The sequence below is a fragment of the Polynucleobacter sp. 30F-ANTBAC genome, assembly GCF_018882385.1.
Lineage (GTDB): Bacteria > Pseudomonadota > Gammaproteobacteria > Burkholderiales > Burkholderiaceae > Polynucleobacter.
In genome coordinates this window covers 230,476-246,489 of the sequence record NZ_JACVON010000002.1, presented here as the reverse complement: position 1 = coordinate 246,489, position 16,014 = coordinate 230,476, and the positions used below count along the sequence as shown (strand labels likewise).

General features: G+C 44.4%; 18 protein-coding genes and 1 other RNA gene. 12 read left to right on the top strand and 7 right to left on the bottom strand.

The features are described from left to right. Positions 1 to 23 precede the first annotated feature (23 nt). The 10 genes from ICN28_RS06875 to ruvB all read left to right on the top strand — a co-directional run bounded on the left by ICN28_RS06875 (position 24) and on the right by ruvB (position 9,409). Positions 24 to 1,049, top strand: a complete 1,026-nt coding sequence (locus ICN28_RS06875) for an aminoglycoside phosphotransferase family protein (protein ID WP_216287319.1) — start codon at positions 24 to 26, stop codon at positions 1,047 to 1,049. A gap of 2 nt (positions 1,050 to 1,051) precedes the next feature. Beyond that, positions 1,052 to 1,756 (top strand): N-acetylmuramate alpha-1-phosphate uridylyltransferase MurU, encoded by a 705-nt coding sequence (gene murU / locus ICN28_RS06870; protein WP_216287317.1) that lies wholly within the window; start codon positions 1,052 to 1,054, stop codon positions 1,754 to 1,756. Between the two features lie 2 nt (positions 1,757 to 1,758). Next, positions 1,759 to 3,126 carry an aminopeptidase P N-terminal domain-containing protein gene (locus ICN28_RS06865; RefSeq protein WP_216287315.1) on the top strand — a complete coding sequence of 456 codons (1,368 nt, stop codon included), beginning with the start codon at positions 1,759 to 1,761 and terminating at the stop codon, positions 3,124 to 3,126. Beyond that, on the top strand, positions 3,123 to 4,250 hold the full coding sequence (locus tag ICN28_RS06860) for an FAD-dependent monooxygenase (protein ID WP_216287313.1): 1,128 nt from the start codon (positions 3,123 to 3,125) through the stop codon (positions 4,248 to 4,250). The genes ICN28_RS06865 and ICN28_RS06860 overlap by 4 nt, the downstream gene beginning before the upstream one ends. A 72-nt stretch (positions 4,251 to 4,322) precedes the next feature. Continuing rightward, entirely contained in the window at positions 4,323 to 5,339 is a 1,017-nt protein-coding gene (dusB, locus tag ICN28_RS06855) for a tRNA dihydrouridine synthase DusB (protein WP_216287311.1), read from the top strand. A gap of 1 nt (position 5,340) precedes the next feature. Further along, positions 5,341 to 5,583 carry a helix-turn-helix domain-containing protein gene (locus ICN28_RS06850; protein WP_216287309.1) on the top strand — a complete coding sequence of 81 codons (243 nt, stop codon included), beginning with the start codon at positions 5,341 to 5,343 and terminating at the stop codon, positions 5,581 to 5,583. Positions 5,584 to 5,647: 64 nt separating this feature from the next. Then, the gene (purH, locus tag ICN28_RS06845) at positions 5,648 to 7,231 is read left to right on the top strand and encodes a bifunctional phosphoribosylaminoimidazolecarboxamide formyltransferase/IMP cyclohydrolase (protein WP_216287307.1); all 1,584 of its coding nucleotides are present in this window, start codon (positions 5,648 to 5,650) and stop codon (positions 7,229 to 7,231) included. Between the two features lie 3 nt (positions 7,232 to 7,234). Then, positions 7,235 to 7,732: a crossover junction endodeoxyribonuclease RuvC gene (gene ruvC / locus ICN28_RS06840; RefSeq protein ID WP_216287305.1), complete on the top strand. Its 498-nt coding sequence runs from the start codon at positions 7,235 to 7,237 to the stop codon at positions 7,730 to 7,732. An 18-nt stretch (positions 7,733 to 7,750) separates the two neighbouring features. Then, positions 7,751 to 8,329, top strand: coding sequence for a Holliday junction branch migration protein RuvA (gene ruvA / locus ICN28_RS06835; RefSeq protein ID WP_216287303.1), 579 nt, complete (start codon positions 7,751 to 7,753; stop codon positions 8,327 to 8,329). A gap of 30 nt (positions 8,330 to 8,359) precedes the next feature. Then, positions 8,360 to 9,409, top strand: a complete 1,050-nt coding sequence (gene ruvB, locus ICN28_RS06830) for a Holliday junction branch migration DNA helicase RuvB (RefSeq protein WP_216287301.1) — start codon at positions 8,360 to 8,362, stop codon at positions 9,407 to 9,409. Here ruvB and ICN28_RS06825 read toward each other — a convergent pair. Next, positions 9,367 to 10,032, bottom strand: a complete 666-nt coding sequence (locus ICN28_RS06825; RefSeq protein WP_216287299.1) for a histidine phosphatase family protein — start codon at positions 10,030 to 10,032, stop codon at positions 9,367 to 9,369. The two genes, ruvB and ICN28_RS06825, sit on opposite strands and share 43 nt — an antisense overlap. Before the next feature lie 17 nt (positions 10,033 to 10,049). Then, positions 10,050 to 11,297 carry a tyrosine--tRNA ligase gene (tyrS, locus tag ICN28_RS06820; RefSeq protein WP_216287297.1) on the bottom strand — a complete coding sequence of 416 codons (1,248 nt, stop codon included), beginning with the start codon at positions 11,295 to 11,297 and terminating at the stop codon, positions 10,050 to 10,052. Between the two features lie 61 nt (positions 11,298 to 11,358). On the opposite strand from tyrS, the gene ICN28_RS06815 reads away from it, so the two are divergent. Next, on the top strand, positions 11,359 to 12,498 hold the full coding sequence (locus ICN28_RS06815) for an anhydro-N-acetylmuramic acid kinase (protein ID WP_216287295.1): 1,140 nt from the start codon (positions 11,359 to 11,361) through the stop codon (positions 12,496 to 12,498). Here ICN28_RS06815 and erpA read toward each other — a convergent pair whose 3' ends face one another. The 4 genes from erpA to rplM form a co-directional block, all read right to left on the bottom strand. Further along, entirely contained in the window at positions 12,499 to 12,873 is a 375-nt protein-coding gene (gene erpA, locus ICN28_RS06810) for an iron-sulfur cluster insertion protein ErpA (RefSeq protein ID WP_216287294.1), read from the bottom strand. Between the two features lie 65 nt (positions 12,874 to 12,938). Then, positions 12,939 to 13,997 (bottom strand): N-acetyl-gamma-glutamyl-phosphate reductase, encoded by a 1,059-nt coding sequence (gene argC / locus ICN28_RS06805; protein ID WP_216287293.1) that lies wholly within the window; start codon positions 13,995 to 13,997, stop codon positions 12,939 to 12,941. 79 nt (positions 13,998 to 14,076) lie between these two features. After that, positions 14,077 to 14,469, bottom strand: a complete 393-nt coding sequence (gene rpsI, locus ICN28_RS06800; protein WP_216287292.1) for a 30S ribosomal protein S9 — start codon at positions 14,467 to 14,469, stop codon at positions 14,077 to 14,079. A gap of 9 nt (positions 14,470 to 14,478) precedes the next feature. Then, entirely contained in the window at positions 14,479 to 14,907 is a 429-nt protein-coding gene (gene rplM / locus ICN28_RS06795; protein WP_216287291.1) for a 50S ribosomal protein L13, read from the bottom strand. Between the two features lie 372 nt (positions 14,908 to 15,279). On the opposite strand from rplM, the gene ICN28_RS06790 reads away from it, so the two are divergent. Next, entirely contained in the window at positions 15,280 to 15,702 is a 423-nt protein-coding gene (locus ICN28_RS06790) for an OsmC family protein (protein WP_216287290.1), read from the top strand. Positions 15,703 to 15,704: 2 nt separating this feature from the next. Here the strand turns inward: ICN28_RS06790 and rnpB are convergent. After that, positions 15,705 to 16,011, bottom strand: an RNA gene (gene rnpB / locus ICN28_RS06785) — RNase P RNA component class A. Between the last annotated feature and the right edge of the window lie 3 nt (positions 16,012 to 16,014).

The window sequence follows — 16,014 nt, the reverse complement described above, 5'->3', positions numbered from 1 at the left end:
AAGTGCTTTTATTATACGAAGCCATGAAGACTGATACCCGCTTATCTGAATTAAATACTTGGCTAGCCAGCCTGGCTTCCAAGTGGTCGATTGACCTCAATTCCATCAAACCCGCATCCAGCGACGCCAGTTTTAGGCGTTACTTTAGGGTTTTAGGTGATAAATCTGCTCAAAATAGCAGTTTTATCATCATGGATGCCCCTCCAGTCAGCGAGGATACAAGGCCATTTATTCAAATTGCCAAGCTTTTAGGGGATGCAGGGGCTCAGGTTCCAACTGTTTTAGAAGCGGATGTCGCTCAAGGCTTCCTACTTTTATCCGATTTAGGCAATGAAACTTACTTATCGGCCCTTACCCCTTCAACGGCGCCCAAACTATACAGGGATGCTTCAGAAGCCTTAATTAAGATACAGCTCATACCCAATCAAGGACAGCTACCCGAATACGACCAAGCACTATTAACTAGAGAGTTGGACCTTTTTCCTGATTGGTATTTGAATAAACACCTTCAAATTGAGCTAAATGAGGTCGAAAAGCAGGATTTATCCAAGGTTTTTAGGCTCATTTTGGAAAATAACCTGGCTCAACCCCAAGTTTTGGTTCACAGGGATTACCACAGCAGAAATTTAATGGTGACACCTCACCATAATCCAGGCATCTTAGATTTTCAGGATGCGGTATTTGGCCCCATCACCTATGACCTAGCCTCCCTATTTAGGGATGCCTATATTGAGTGGGAAGAGCCGGAACAAATGGATTGGGTCATTCGTTACTGGGAAATGGCTCGCAAGGCAGGCTTACCTGTACAGAATGAATTTGGTGACTTCTATCGTGACTTTGAATGGATGGGCCTACAGCGCCACCTTAAAGTTTTGGGTATTTTTGCGCGTCTTTACCATCGCGATGGCAAAGATGGCTACCTCAAAGATATGCCTCTTGTTTTTAAATACACCCGCAAAGTAGCAGAACGCTACATCAGCCTTAAACCTTTAGTTCGCTTATTGGATAAAGTAGAAGGTATTCAACGCCCTGATGGTTTAACCTTTTAAAAATGAGTTCTCAGATTCAAATTCCTTGTATGGTCCTAGCTGCTGGTCGCGGGGAAAGGATGCGACCACTCACAGACCACACACCTAAACCATTATTGACCGTTAAAAATAAAACTCTATTAGATTGGCATCTGGAGAATCTATCTCGCCATGGCGCCCATCAAGTCGCAATTAATCATGCCTGGCTTGGAGAAAAAATTGTTCAGCACATTAAGAACTCCTCTTATCCAGATCTGGAAATTTCCCTATCTAACGAACAAGTTGCCTTAGAGACTGCTGGGGGATTAAAGCAGGGTATGTCACTTATGACGATTCAAGATTATTTCTTTGTCATTAATGGAGATGTTTTCTGCCCAGACTTTCCCTTTTCAACGATTCAAGATACCGTTGAACATCTAAGACAAAGCAAAGCAGTAGTACTTGCACACCTCTTCCTCATAAAAAATCCTGAACACAACCTCAGCGGAGATTTTTCTCTTAAAGGCGGCCTCATCACGGAAAAAAGTGACACGTTACCAAGTTACACATTTTCCGGTGCAGGGCTCTACCACCAAGATTTACTTAAAGGTATTAAGATAGGTGAAATAGCAAAATTAGCCCCCATCTTAAGAACCGCCATGTCTCATAACCAAGTGACAGGTGAATTATTAAACGTCAATTGGGTGGATGTAGGAACACCGGAAAGATTAGCGGAACTAAATAAATAAAAATGATTCATACACCAGAATTTCCAAAACAAATTTATGCATCAAGACGTCTTCGTCTAGCCCAATCTGTTCGTGAAAAAAGTGGCAGTGGTGTGGTGATCATTGGAACTGCTTCAGAAAAATACCGCAACAGGGATAGTGACTTCCCCTATCGATTTGATTCAGATTTTCACTACTTAACCGGCTTTACTGAACCTGGCGCAACGCTGGTCATGGTTGTAACCAAGAGTACCTGTGAAACCATTTTATTCTGTCGACCCAAAGATTTAGATCGTGAAATTTGGGACGGATGGAGACTCGGGCCAGAAGCGGCGCCCAACCATCTTGGTATCGATCAGGCTTATGCCAATACAGAAATAGATAACAAGCTACCAGAATTATTAAGCAATCAAGATGCCATCTTTGCGCGCTTAAATAACAGTCAGGAGCAGGGCCAACAATTGCGTCAATGGTTAGAGAAGGTCCAATCTCATGTCAGAGCCGGCATGACAACCCCAGAGGCGCTATTTGATATTGAGACTATCGTTCATGAAATGCGCCTCTTCAAAGACGACTATGAAATCAACCTCATGCGTGAATCTGGGAAGATCGCTGCCAGAGGTCATATCAAAGCTATGCAAACATCTCAGCCTGGTTTACGTGAGTACCATCTAGAAGCTGAATTACTTCATACATTCCGAAGCCTAGGCGCTGAAAGCGTCGCCTATAACAGCATTGTTGCTGGTGGAGCAAACGCTTGTGTTCTTCATCATCGAGCTGGTGATGCCTTATTAAATGATGGGGACTTATGTTTAATTGATGCTGGCTGTGAGCTGCATGGTTACGCATCAGATATCACGAGAACATTCCCAATCAATGGGCAATTTAGCTCTGCACAAAAAGCCGTGTATGAAATTGTTCTCGCAGCACAAGAAGCTGCTATTTCTGTCACAAAACCAGGCTATGACTTTCAAGCACCTCATGACGCCGCATTAAAAGTCATCACGCAAGGCCTCTTAGACTTGGGGCTGTTGGATAAAAAAGTGGTGGGCGGCGTTGATAACGCTATCGAGACCAAAGCATTTCAACGTTTTTATATGCACCGAACAAGTCACTGGCTAGGCATGGATGTTCATGATGTAGGTCAGTATCGTGAAACACCTAGCGCATTAACGCCCAAACCTTGGCGAAACCTTAAAGAAAATATGGTTCTCACCATTGAACCTGGTATCTACATTAGAAAATCAGATGATATTGATCCAAAGTTCTGGGATATTGGTATAAGAATTGAAGATGATGCCCTTGTCACATCAGGTGAATGCGAATTAATGAGTCGCGATGTTCCAGTTCAAGTATCAGAAATTGAATATTTGATGAAACACTCATCATGAAAAGAATAGCCATTATTGGCGGAGGCCCTGTAGGTTTAGCCTGTGCGTCATGGATCTTAGAAAAAATACCCGGTGCCTGTATCGATCTATATGACAGGCTACCGGAGTCAAATGATGCCATCACCCAGGGCGATAGCCGCGGCATCGCCGTATCTCAAGGCAGCCACCTCTTACTTAATAAAATTGGGGCTTGGCCGAATAACTCACCTGCCATCCATAAAATACATGTCTCTCATCGGGGTCATTTTGGAAGAGCCATTGTCCGTCGCGAAGAGTTACAACAAGACGCACTCGGTCACATTGTTCGATATGCTGATATTCACTTAGCGATTCGCCAAGCACTTCAAAAAATCTCTAAAAATTCTTCTAACTTTACGTGGCATTTTGAGCAAAAAATTGATGAGCTAGATAAACAACATTTAGCAGATGTGGTCATTCATGCTGAAGGCGGACTTTTTAAGCAGCAAGAGTGGCAGGAAATTTATAGAGATTATGAGCAGGCTGCAATTGTGGGCTGGGTGAAGACAGATCGTATCCATCAACACCTTGCCTGGGAGCGCTTCACCGAAGAAGGTCCTCTAGCCTTACTTCCAAGCCATAAAGGGCATGAATATCTCAATCTAGTTTGGTGTGGTAACCCTGAAGCCACGCAAAATAGATTGGCACTGTTCAACGAAAATCCTGCGGCAATTCTAGCTGAGTTACAAAAATCTTTTGGCACACGCGCTGGACGCTTCATTGAAACCGGCGAACTAAGATCCTACGAGTTAGGTCTTAATGCGCGCAAAGAGATTGTCCAAGGTCATGAAGTATGGATTGGTAATGCTGCTCAAACTATGCACCCCGTTGCTGGTCAGGGCTTGAATTTGGGATTAAGAGATGCGCACACTCTAGCCGAGTCAATCACCTCTTACACCAATGTTCATGAAGCATTGAGCGAATATCAAGCATTAAGAAAAACCGATAGAAACACAACAATTACAACTACTGACTTTTTGGCTCGAATTTTTACCTCTCGCCTAAAGCCAGTGATTTGCGCGCGAGGCTTTGCTTTATCCAGCCTTCAAATCTTAGCCCCAGTGAAACAAAGCCTCACTCGCCAAATGATGTTTGGCCAAAGATAGGCCGCCCCTCCCAATCATCGTCTGCCTAAAATTTAGGCAACAGTAAGCCTCTCATGTTAAAGTGGCGCCCTGATGAAATTAGGTCCTCACACCCTCCCAAACAACCTTTTTGTAGCCCCCATGGCTGGGGTAACTGACCGTCCATTCCGTCAGCTCTGCAAGCAATTAGGTGCTGGATATGCTGTGTCAGAAATGATTGCCTCCAATGCCATGCTGTGGAATAGCGCTAAGACGCTTAGAAGAGCGAATCACGATGGCGAAGTTGAGCCCATCTCCGTTCAAATAGCAGGGGCAGATCCTCTTGTCATGGCAGAAGCCGCTGCCCTAAATATTGATCGTGGCGCTCAAATTATTGACATCAATATGGGCTGCCCTGCCAAAAAGGTTTGCAACGTGGCATCTGGCTCGGCACTTCTCAAAGACGAAGTGCTGGTTGGCAAGATTTTGCAAACGATTGTTACTCAAGTTAAGAAAAATCACCCAGAAGTACCTGTCACTTTAAAAATTAGAACTGGCTGGGATAGAAATAATAAAAACGCTATCAAAATTGCTCAAATTGCTGTTGATAGCGGCATTGAAATGCTAACCATACACGGTCGCACCAAAGCAGATTTGTATCATGGTGAAGCTGAATACGAAACAATTGCAGCGGTTAAAGATGCAGTTTCAATACCTATTGTTGCTAACGGTGATATTAACTCTCCAGCAAAAGCTAAAAAGGTACTTGAATTAACTGGTGCTGATGCTCTGATGATTGGTCGCGCTGCTCAAGGCAGACCTTGGATATTTAGAGAGATTCATCACTTCTTACAAACTGGTGAATACCTTCCGGCACCCATGATCAGTGAAATTCAGGGGATCATGAATCATCATCTGCTAGATCACTATGAATTCTATGGTGAGTATGCTGGCGTGCGCAGTGCCCGCAAACATATTGCTTGGTACTGCAAAGGCCTCAAAGGATCTCACGCCTTCCGTCACCACATGAATACAATAGACGATTGCCAAGAGCAATTACGTGCCGTGAATCATTTTTTTGATTCACTAAAAGAAGATTCAGAACAATTAATTTACTTAGAAGCTGCGTAATATGAACGCCCCCCAACAACACCCCGTCAGCCAAACTATTGAAAAGCACCTAAAACGTTATTTAGACGATTTAGGTGAAACAGCACCGAGCAATGTTTACCAAATGGTTTTGACTGTTATGGAAAAACCCGTATTAGAGCTCATCATGAAACATGCTGAGCAAAACCAGTCTCTTGCAGCAACGTATTTAGGCATTAACAGAAACACCCTTAGAAAGAAATTATTGGAGCATGGACTCCTTTAAAACCAAAGATTGCAGCATTAAGTATTTTTCACCCTTTTATTCATTATCTTTATAGACCACTACTATGATCCGTACCGCACTCTTATCAGTTTCAGACAAATCTGGCATCGTGCCATTTGCAAAATCTCTTCACGACTGTGGCGTTAAGCTCATCTCTACAGGTGGCACCGCGAAGCTCCTTGCCGATAACGGTTTACCCGTTGTAGAAGTCGCTGAACTAACGGGCTTTCCGGAAATGCTAGATGGTCGTGTGAAGACATTGCACCCCATGGTTCATGGCGGTCTTTTAGCTCGCCGCGATTTTCCAGAGCACATGGCAGCGCTTAAACAGCATGGCATAGGTGCCATTGATATGTTGGTCATTAATTTGTACCCCTTCCAAAAAACCGTAGCTCAAAAAGAGTGTTCTTTTGAAGATGCGATTGAGAATATTGATATCGGCGGCCCGGCCATGCTTCGCGCTGCAGCAAAGAACCATAAAGATGTGACCGTTTTAATTTCACCGACAGATTACGATCATGTTCTAAAAGAAATGAAAGACAACAAAAATGAAGTTTCTTTCGAAACTAACTTTATGTTGGCTAAAAAAGTTTACGCTCACACTGCGCAATACGATGGCTCAATCGCTAACTACTTATCAAGCCTAGGTGATGATCTTAGCCATACAACACGAAGCGAATACCCACAAACATTGCATCTTGCTTTTAATAAAGTTCAAGATATGCGTTACGGTGAAAACCCTCACCAAGCAGCTGCTTTTTACAAGGACACGCAAGTTATTCCTGGTGCTTTAGCTAATTACCGCCAACTTCAAGGCAAAGAATTGTCTTATAACAATATTGCCGATGCTGATGCAGCATGGGAATGCGTTAAGAGTTTTGGTAATACAGTGACCAGTGGTCAACCAGCTTGCGTCATCATCAAACATGCCAACCCTTGTGGTGTTGCTGTTGCCAGCACGCCTCTAGAAGCCTACCAAAAAGCTTTTAAAACAGACTCCACCTCTGCGTTCGGCGGCATCATCGCATTTAATCGCCCTTGCGATGGACCAATGGCTGAAGTTGTTTCTAAACAGTTTGTAGAAGTTTTAATCGCCCCAGCATTCACACCAGAAGCTTTGGCTATCTTTGCAGCCAAGCAAAATGTCCGCGTACTTGAGATCGAATTAGCAGAAACCATTAACCCTCAAGATATCAAACGTGTGGGTGGCGGTCTTTTAGTTCAAACACCTGATATTAAAAATGTAGGGGCAAATGAATTGCGCGTTGTCACTAAACGTCAACCAACTGCAAAAGAAATGGATGACCTCATGTTTGCATGGAGAGTTGCCAAGTATGTTAAATCGAACGCTATTGTGTTCTGTGGTGATGGTATGACACTCGGCGTTGGCGCAGGCCAAATGAGCCGCATTGACTCCGCCAGAATCGCGAGCATTAAAGCTCAGAACGCTGGCTTAACTCTGCAAAACTCTGCTGTGGCCAGTGATGCTTTCTTCCCATTCCGCGACGGTCTTGATGTGGTCGTCGATGCAGGTGCAACCTGCGTAATTCAACCGGGCGGTAGCATGCGTGATGACGAAGTGGTTGCCGCTGCCGATGAGCGCGGCGTCGCTATGGTCTACACAGGCACACGTCATTTCCGTCATTAATTTATGCGCATACTAGGCATTGACCCAGCACTTCGAGTCACCGGTTTTGGTGTTATTGATATCAAGGGTCAACGCCTAGAATATGTAGCCTCTGGAACGATTGAAACAGGTGGCACAGAAATACCTGTGCCACAACGGTTAGCCATTCTTTACTCAGGCATTCGAGAGGTGGTTGAGACTTATCAACCTACGGCATCAGCCATGGAACAAGTTTTTCTGAATGTGAATCCAGGATCCACTCTGTTATTAGGGCAAGCTCGCGGTGCAGCGATTGCAGCACTGGTTGCCAACCAACTCCCGATGGTCGAATTTAGTGCGCTAGAAGTCAAGAAGGCAATTGTTGGCACCGGACGAGCAAGCAAAAGCCAAGTTCAAGAAATGGTGAAACGTTTATTGCGACTCAATAAAGTCGCTGGGACTGATGCATCCGATGCGCTAGCAGTGGCCATTTGTGCAGCCCATCATCGTGAACTTGAACAACGTTTACAACAATTAGGTTAATCAGCTTAAGATATCGATATGATCGGAAGAATACAAGGCACTTTAGTAGCCAATAACCCACCCAGACTATTAGTCGACTGCCATGGCGTAGGCTATGAAGTGGATGTCCCAATGAGCACGCTCTATCAAATGCCAGGGCTTGGTCAAACGGTGACGCTTTTAACGCATTTTGTTGTTCGTGAAGATGCTCAGCAATTATTTGGATTTGCTACAGAACAAGAAAGAGAGTCGTTTAAAGCTCTCATTAAGATTAGTGGCGTAGGAGCAAGAACTGCTTTGTCATTACTATCTGGCATGAGTGTTCAAGAGCTATCTCAAGCTGTCACTCTTCAAGAATCCGCCCGACTAACAAAAGTACCAGGTATTGGCAAAAAAACAGCTGAGCGTCTTTTACTTGAGTTAAAAGGCAAGCTGGGTGCAGATATTGGCTTGAGTCAACCGAATACAGCACCTGATAGTCAGGTTGAAATCATGCAAGCCTTAACGGCTCTTGGTTACTCGGACAAAGAAGCCCAAGCAGCACTTAAACATGTGACTGCAGGCTCTTCTGTATCGGATGGCATCCGAATGGCTCTTAAAGCGCTCTCTAAAGCTTAAAGAATTAGCCAATCGTTATAAACTCTAGTCATGGCCATTAAAACAGACGACATTTCACCCTCATCCAATCCCAGCGAAGAACGATTGGTTGTTAGCACTGCCAGCAGTGATGACAATGTCTTAGAGCGAGCTTTGCGTCCTAAGCAATTAGATGAGTATGTTGGTCAAAAGAAAGCGCGCGGCCAATTAGAGATTTTCATCTCCGCAGCCAAACAGCGCCAGGAAGCTTTAGATCACGTTCTGCTATTTGGTCCACCTGGCTTAGGCAAAACAACTTTAGCGCACATCATTGCCAAAGAGATGGGCGTTAACTTACGCCAAACAAGCGGCCCTGTGATTGATCGCCCAGGCGATCTCGCTGCCTTATTAACTAATTTAGAAACAAACGATGTTCTCTTTATTGATGAGATTCATCGACTATCCCCTGTTGTAGAAGAAATTCTTTATCCTGCTCTTGAGGATTATGCGATTGACATCATGATTGGTGATGGTCCTGCTGCTCGAAGTGTGAAATTAGACTTGAAACCCTTCACGCTGATTGGGGCAACAACTCGAGCAGGCATGCTCACCAACCCTCTGAGGGACCGTTTTGGGATTGTGGCTCGATTAGAGTTTTATACAACTGAAGAGCTATCTTTGATTGTGAAACGCTCAGCCAATCTCTTAAATGCTGCTCTAGATGATGGTGGCGCTCATGAAATAGCCAAGCGCTCTCGCGGCACCCCACGTATTGCCAACCGTCTTCTAAGACGCGTTCGCGACTTTGCCGAAGTTAAAGGTAACGGCCAAATTACTCAAGATATTGCTGATGCCGCTTTATCGATGCTCGATGTCGATGCTGTTGGCTTTGATCTAATGGATCGAAAATTACTGGAAGCAATCATTCATAAATTTGATGGCGGTCCTGTAGGTATCGACAATCTTGCTTCTGCGATTAGCGAAGAGCGAGAAACTATTGAAGATGTGATTGAACCCTATTTAATTCAGCAGGGTTTCTTGCAACGCACCCCAAGAGGAAGAATAGCGACCGCTTTAGCTTATACCCACTTAGGGCTACCGTCGACTTCATCCAAAGAGTAGTTATTCTCTTCATCGGCAACTTGCAGATGCGCAACGTTGCCCCACTCCAGCAATTCAAGCTGTCCATTTTGGTATGAGAGCGTATTTAGACTAGCGTTAAGTATTTCAAAATCACGAGCCACATCCAAAGACCTTTTAGTTGCAGCCCGATTAAGACAATCCAATACGCCACCGTGTGCAACCATCGCAATGTGTTGATCCGGATAACGTTCAGCCCACATCATGGTTGACTGTAAAACTCGATCATAAAATTGTTGCAAGCTCTCACCAGACTCCGGAACAAAATCTATTTCACGATTTTTCCAAGCGGCATGGTTACGAGGGTGCTTCTCAATAATTTCATCATGACTTAAACCTTGCATGATGCCGTAATGACGCTCTCTCAATCCAGCATCTAACAACAGTTCCATTTGATGATAAGCAGCTACTGCTTTGGCTGTATCCATTGCACGACTTAAATCACTTGAAATAACTGCGGCAAGGGGTCGATCCGATAAATATTGTCCCAGCTGTTTGGCTTGCCAGTGCCCTCGGTCATTCAAACCAATATCAATATGTCCTTGTAATCTTTTTTCACGGTTCCACATGGTCTCACCATGTCGAATCAAATAAATAATGGTCATGATAGTTACCGTCTTTTTTAAGAGAGGGTGACCTTGGCAAAACGACGCTTACCCACCTGAATCACATAAGTACCCGGATTGAGCTTTAGCGACTTATCACTCACCGCTTCACCATCAATCTTGACGCCGCCCTGCTCTAAATTGCGCATAGCCTCAGATGTGCTTGGAACCAAATTCGCTTGCTTTAAGAGCTGGCCAATGCCCAATGGCGCCCCCGTAAGGGATACCTCAGGAATATCATCAGGAACTCCACCTTTAGCGCGATGATTAAAATCTTCTAAGGCTTTTTCGGCTGCAACTCCACTATGGAATCTAGCCACAATCTCTTGACCTAAAGCTACCTTAAAGTCGCGAGGGTTACGTCCAGCCAACACCTCATCTTTCATTTTGGCAATATCTGATAAAGGCTTAAATGACAAAAGCGTGAAATAACTCCACATTAAGTCATCAGAAATACTCATCAACTTACCAAACATATCACTTGGCGCTTCACTGATACCGATGTAATTATTTTTAGACTTACTCATCTTATCAACGCCATCAGTTCCAACCAATAATGGCATTGTCAAAATACATTGCGCTTCTTGGCCATACTCTTTTTGCAACTCTCGACCAACCAACAAATTAAATTTTTGGTCGGTTCCACCCAACTCTAAATCACTCTTTAAAGCGACGGAGTCATAGCCTTGCATCAAAGGATATAAAAACTCATGAACTGAAATTGGAATACCGCCGCGATAGCGCTTCGTAAAATCATCACGTTCTAACATGCGAGCTACCGTGTATTTGGCAGCTAACTGAATCATGCCTCGAGCACCTAATGGATCACACCATTCACTGTTGTAACGCACTTCCGTTTTACTGGGATCAAGAACTAGGCTTGCTTGCTGATAGTAAGTTTGAGCATTAACAGCAATTTCTTCTTTTGTTAAAGGTGGTCTCGTCGCGTTTCTGCCAGATGGATCACCAATCATGCTGGTGAAGTCTCCGATCAAGAAAATAACTGTATGGCCTAAATCTTGTAGCTGACGCATCTTATTTAGAACAACCGTATGACCCAAATGAATATCTGGTGCAGTTGGATCTAAGCCTAACTTAATCCGTAAAGGTGTTTTTGTTGCTTCACTGCGTGCCAACTTCGTTAGCCACTCGGATTCCACTAATAACTCTTCACAACCCCTTTTGGTCACGGCAAGCGCCTCCAAAACACGGTCTGTGATTGGATATTTAGCTTGTTCTGTTTTATTCTCTTTATCTAAAGACATAATCTATCGGTTACGTTAATTTTATTAATCGTATTGTCGCATCACTTAAGAGATCACCCCTATGAACAATTACTACATTGGAATTATGTCTGGCACCAGCCTTGATGGAATCGATGCTGTTTTGGCAGATATTTCTGATGATGGAAAACTCAAGGTTCTTAGCCATATAGATCTCCCTATGGATGCTTCATTGCGCCAAACTTATTTCCAACTTCAAAAATCTTCTGAAAATGAGCTTCATTTAGAAGCTTTGGCTGCCAATCAGTTGGCGATTCATTACGGTCTCTCTGTTGAAAAAATATTAAAAATTAATGGGTTAAAGCCAACAGATATCCAAGCCATAGGAGCGCATGGTCAAACCATTCGACATCAACCTGGTCTACACGATGGTATTGGCTATACCCTACAGTCCTTGAATCCCGCCCTCTTAGCTGAAAAGGCATCAATTAACGTCATCGCTAACTTCAGAGCGAGAGATATTGCAGCAGGTGGTCAAGGCGCCCCCTTAGTACCGGCATTTCACTGGTCTCAATTTGCTCAAAACCAAGCAACTGCCGTGCTTAATATTGGTGGAATTTCAAATTTAAGCCTTCTCCCAGGGCTCACAAACCCTCCAAATCAAGAATTGGTGTCAGGATTCGACTGCGGACCTGGAAATGCCCTCATGGACCATTGGGCGCTTTTGCACCTTCATCAACCATTTGATGAAGGTGGGAGTTGGGCCAAACAAGGTCAAGTCATTGAAAAGCTGCTTTTAAGCTTATTAAGCGATCCTTTTTTCAAAAAGGCGCCCCCAAAAAGTACCGGTAGAGATTTATTCAATGCAGACTGGCTTCACCATCATTTAGAAATCACGAATACCCACAAAAGTGCCCCTGAAAATATTCAAGCCACTTTACTGGCATTAACTGCTCAAAGTATTGCTGAGTCACTCCAACAATACGCCCCGCTTACGAAAAATTTAGTGGTTTGTGGCGGCGGTTCAAAAAACAAGCATTTGATTCAGGCGATTCAAAATCTCTGTCCATTCCTAGAGAGCCCGATTGAGACAACAGAAAAATTCCACATTGATCCACAGGCGGTTGAAGCAGCCGCTTTTGCTTGGCTAGCGTGGTCTCACCAAGTAAAACGGCCAGCAAATATGCCGGCCGTTACTGGTGCTAGAGGTTTGCGCATCTTAGGCGCGCACTATCCTGCTTAATTAAGCAGAGAAAGAAGAACCACAGCCACAAGTTGTTGTTGCATTTGGGTTCTTGATCACAAACTGAGAACCATTGATATCTTCTTTGTAATCAATCTCGGCACCCACTAAATACTGGAAGCTCATTGAGTCAATTAACAAAGTAACGTTATCTTTGGTTACCAATGTGTCGTCTTCATTCACAGCTTCATCAAATGTAAAGCCGTACTGAAAACCTGAGCAACCACCACCTTGCACAAAAACGCGCAATTTCAAATCTGGGTTACCTTCTTCTGCAATCAAATCTGCAACTTTAGCCACAGCGCTATCTGTAAAAATAAGCGGCATTGGTGGTTCTAAATTTTCTGTTGCTTGTACTGTTTGTGTCGCTGTCATAACGGACTCCTTTTTGTTACATGTATCTATTGTAGGCTTCAAAACCAATATTTGCTGTAGGGGCTTTATGGCATCAGAGCAATGTGCGTCAAACCCATATTTTCCGGCAAACCAAACATGAGGTTCAAACACTGTACACCTTGACCAGAAGCACCTTTAACCAAGTTATCTTCCACCACAAGAATCACCAATGTATCACCTCCTTGCGGGCGATATACAGCGATGCGTAGAGCGTTACTACCCCTCACAGATCTTGTCTCAGGTGTGCTGCCGGCTGGCATCACGTCAACAAAGGGTTCGCCCTCGTAAAACTTCTCAAATAATGCTTGGTAATCAACATCTTGGCCATCTGGAAGAATTCGCGCATAAAGCGTTGAATGAATCCCCCTGATCATGGGCGTTAGGTGAGGCACAAAAGTTAATCCCACCTCTTGACCACCCGCTATGGCAGACAAGCCTTGGCGTATCTCAGGATGATGTCTATGACCTTTAACACCATAAGCCTTAAAGTTATCACTAGCCTCCGCCATCAATGTACCAACTTCGGCCTTTCGACCAGCGCCGGATACACCTGACTTTGAATCGGAAATCAAATAACTCAAATCAATTAATTTTTTACCACCGGTTGATTTTGGAGAAATCAAAGGGGCAAAACCCAATTGAACTGAAGTCGGATAACAACCTGCTAAGCCAACCACCCTGGCTTTTTTAATTGCCTCGCGATTAATTTCAGCCAAGCCATAAACAGCCTCTGCCAAAATATCGGGGCATGAGTGAGGCATGCCGTACCACTTCTCAAACTCAGCCGTATCTTTTAAACGGAAGTCAGCGGCCAAATCTAATATTTTGACTCCTGCTGCCAATAACTCTTTGGCTTGAGCCATAGCAACACCATGAGGTGTCGCGAAGAACACAGCGTCACACTCTGATAGTTTGGCCTCTTCTGGCGTTGTGAAACAAAGGTCTACCCTGCCACGCAAAGATGGAAACATCTCAGCAACAGGCATACCTGCCTCTTTACGCGAAGTAATAGCTGTTAACTCGACTTCAGGATGTTGAGATAACAAACGCAACAACTCAACGCCTGTGTAACCCGTTCCACCAACAATGCCAACTTTGATCATTTAATGTCCTCCAATATCGCTATTGTAGAAAAGAAAAAGCCGCGCAGTGCGCGGCTTTTCGTAGAACAGCAAAAAAAAATTAACGCTTGCTGAACTGTTTGCGACGACGCGCGCCATGCAAACCAACTTTTTTACGCTCAACTTCACGAGCATCACGAGTCACGAAACCTGCTTTAGATAAAGCTGGCTTCAATGCAGCGTCATAGTCGATCAAAGCACGTGTCACACCGTGACGAACCGCACCAGCTTGACCAGTCTCACCGCCACCAGAAACGTTTACCTTGATATCAAACGTTGCAGCATGGTTAGTCAACTCTAAAGGTTGACGAACAATCATACGTGACGTTTCACGAGCAAAGTAATCAGCAATTGGCTTGCCGTTAACAATAATTTCACCTTTACCAGCCTTGATGAATACGCGAGCTACTGAGCTTTTACGACGGCCAGTACCATAGTTCCAGTTTCCAATCATGTCGGCTCCTTAGATCTCAAGAACACTTGGCTGTTGAGCCGAATGTGGGTGGTCAGCATCTGCATAAACTTTCAATTTCTTGATCATTGCATAGCCAAGGGGGCCTTTAGGCAACATGCCCTTAACAGCCTTCTCGAGAGCACGACCAGGGAAACGAGCTTGCATCTTGTCGAAGTTAGTTTCGTAGATGCCGCCAGGATAGCCACTGTGCGTGTAGTATTTTTTATTCAAGCCTTTAGTGCCAGTAACGCGCAACTTAGCTGCATTGATGATGACAATGTAGTCACCTGTATCAACGTGGGGGGTGAATTCTGGCTTGTGCTTGCCGCGTAGACGGTGTGCCACTTCACTGGCGACACGACCGAGGACTTTGTCCGTAGCGTCAATCACGAACCACTCACGCTTCACCTCATGCGGTTTTGCTGAGAAAGTTTTCATGATTACCTTAAATTGTTAAGCCCTAAAAAACAGCTTTTAAACTCTTCCTTTGGCTCCGCTTATGATTGCAGGCTCGCAGTGTAAATTTAAAGTCTGGTACAGCATTCCCCATGGGCAAACTGGGAAGCCTTAGATTGTAGCAAAAAAAAGCCCAGGAAAGTACTTCCTGGGCTGAAATCCACCTTTTTGGAGGGTGGAGGAGACAACTGGATAATTAGATAAAATTGGGAAAGTTATCTAACTCATAATAAAAATTATAGCGAAAAATCTCGATTTTTCAAAAAAGTTGTTGTTTTTATTAGATATTTTATTTTTGTCCTAGGCAAAGCCTTATCATGAGGAATGCTCAATTAGTGAATTTAAGAGGGAAAAATGCAAGCAACAATCAAATGGCTCGGTAAAGACGGCATGGCCTTTAGTGCGGAAACTGGCAGCGGGCACCTAGTAAACATGGACGGGGCCCCTGAAGCCGGCGGTAAAAATTTGGCGCCACGCCCTATGGAAATGATGCTTGTGGGTGCTGGCGGCTGCACATGCTTTGACGTGGTAATGATTTTAAAACGCTCTAGACAAGATATTCACGACTGTCAGGTTGAGCTGCAGGCTGAGCGAGCATCTGAAGACCCAAAGATCTTTACCAAGATCCACATGGTGTTCAAAGTTAGCGGTAAAAACTTAGATCGCAGCAGAGTTGAAAAAGCTGTTGAGCTATCTCACGACAAATATTGCTCCGCCACCATCATGCTCGGCAAAACTGCTGAAATCACTCACAGCATTGAAATTATAGAAATTTAAAAGTGCAGAGCCGGCTATTAAGCCGGATTCTGTCGCCCACACTTACGCATGGGGGCAACCATTCATCTAGTTTCACCGTTACCAGTGAAATCAAGCTCCCTACCCGCAAGCTCAGCGGACCGCCTCAACGCTTGCCTATTTGGGATTGCTCCGAGTGGAGGTTACCGCGTTTCACCGTAACTAAATACGCTCGTCTCTGTGGCCCTATTCCTCGCGTCACCGCGGATGGCCGTTAGCCATCACCCTGTCCTATGGAGTCCGGACTTTCCTCCCCCTTGTTACCAAGGCAGCGATTGCCTTACCGACTCTGCA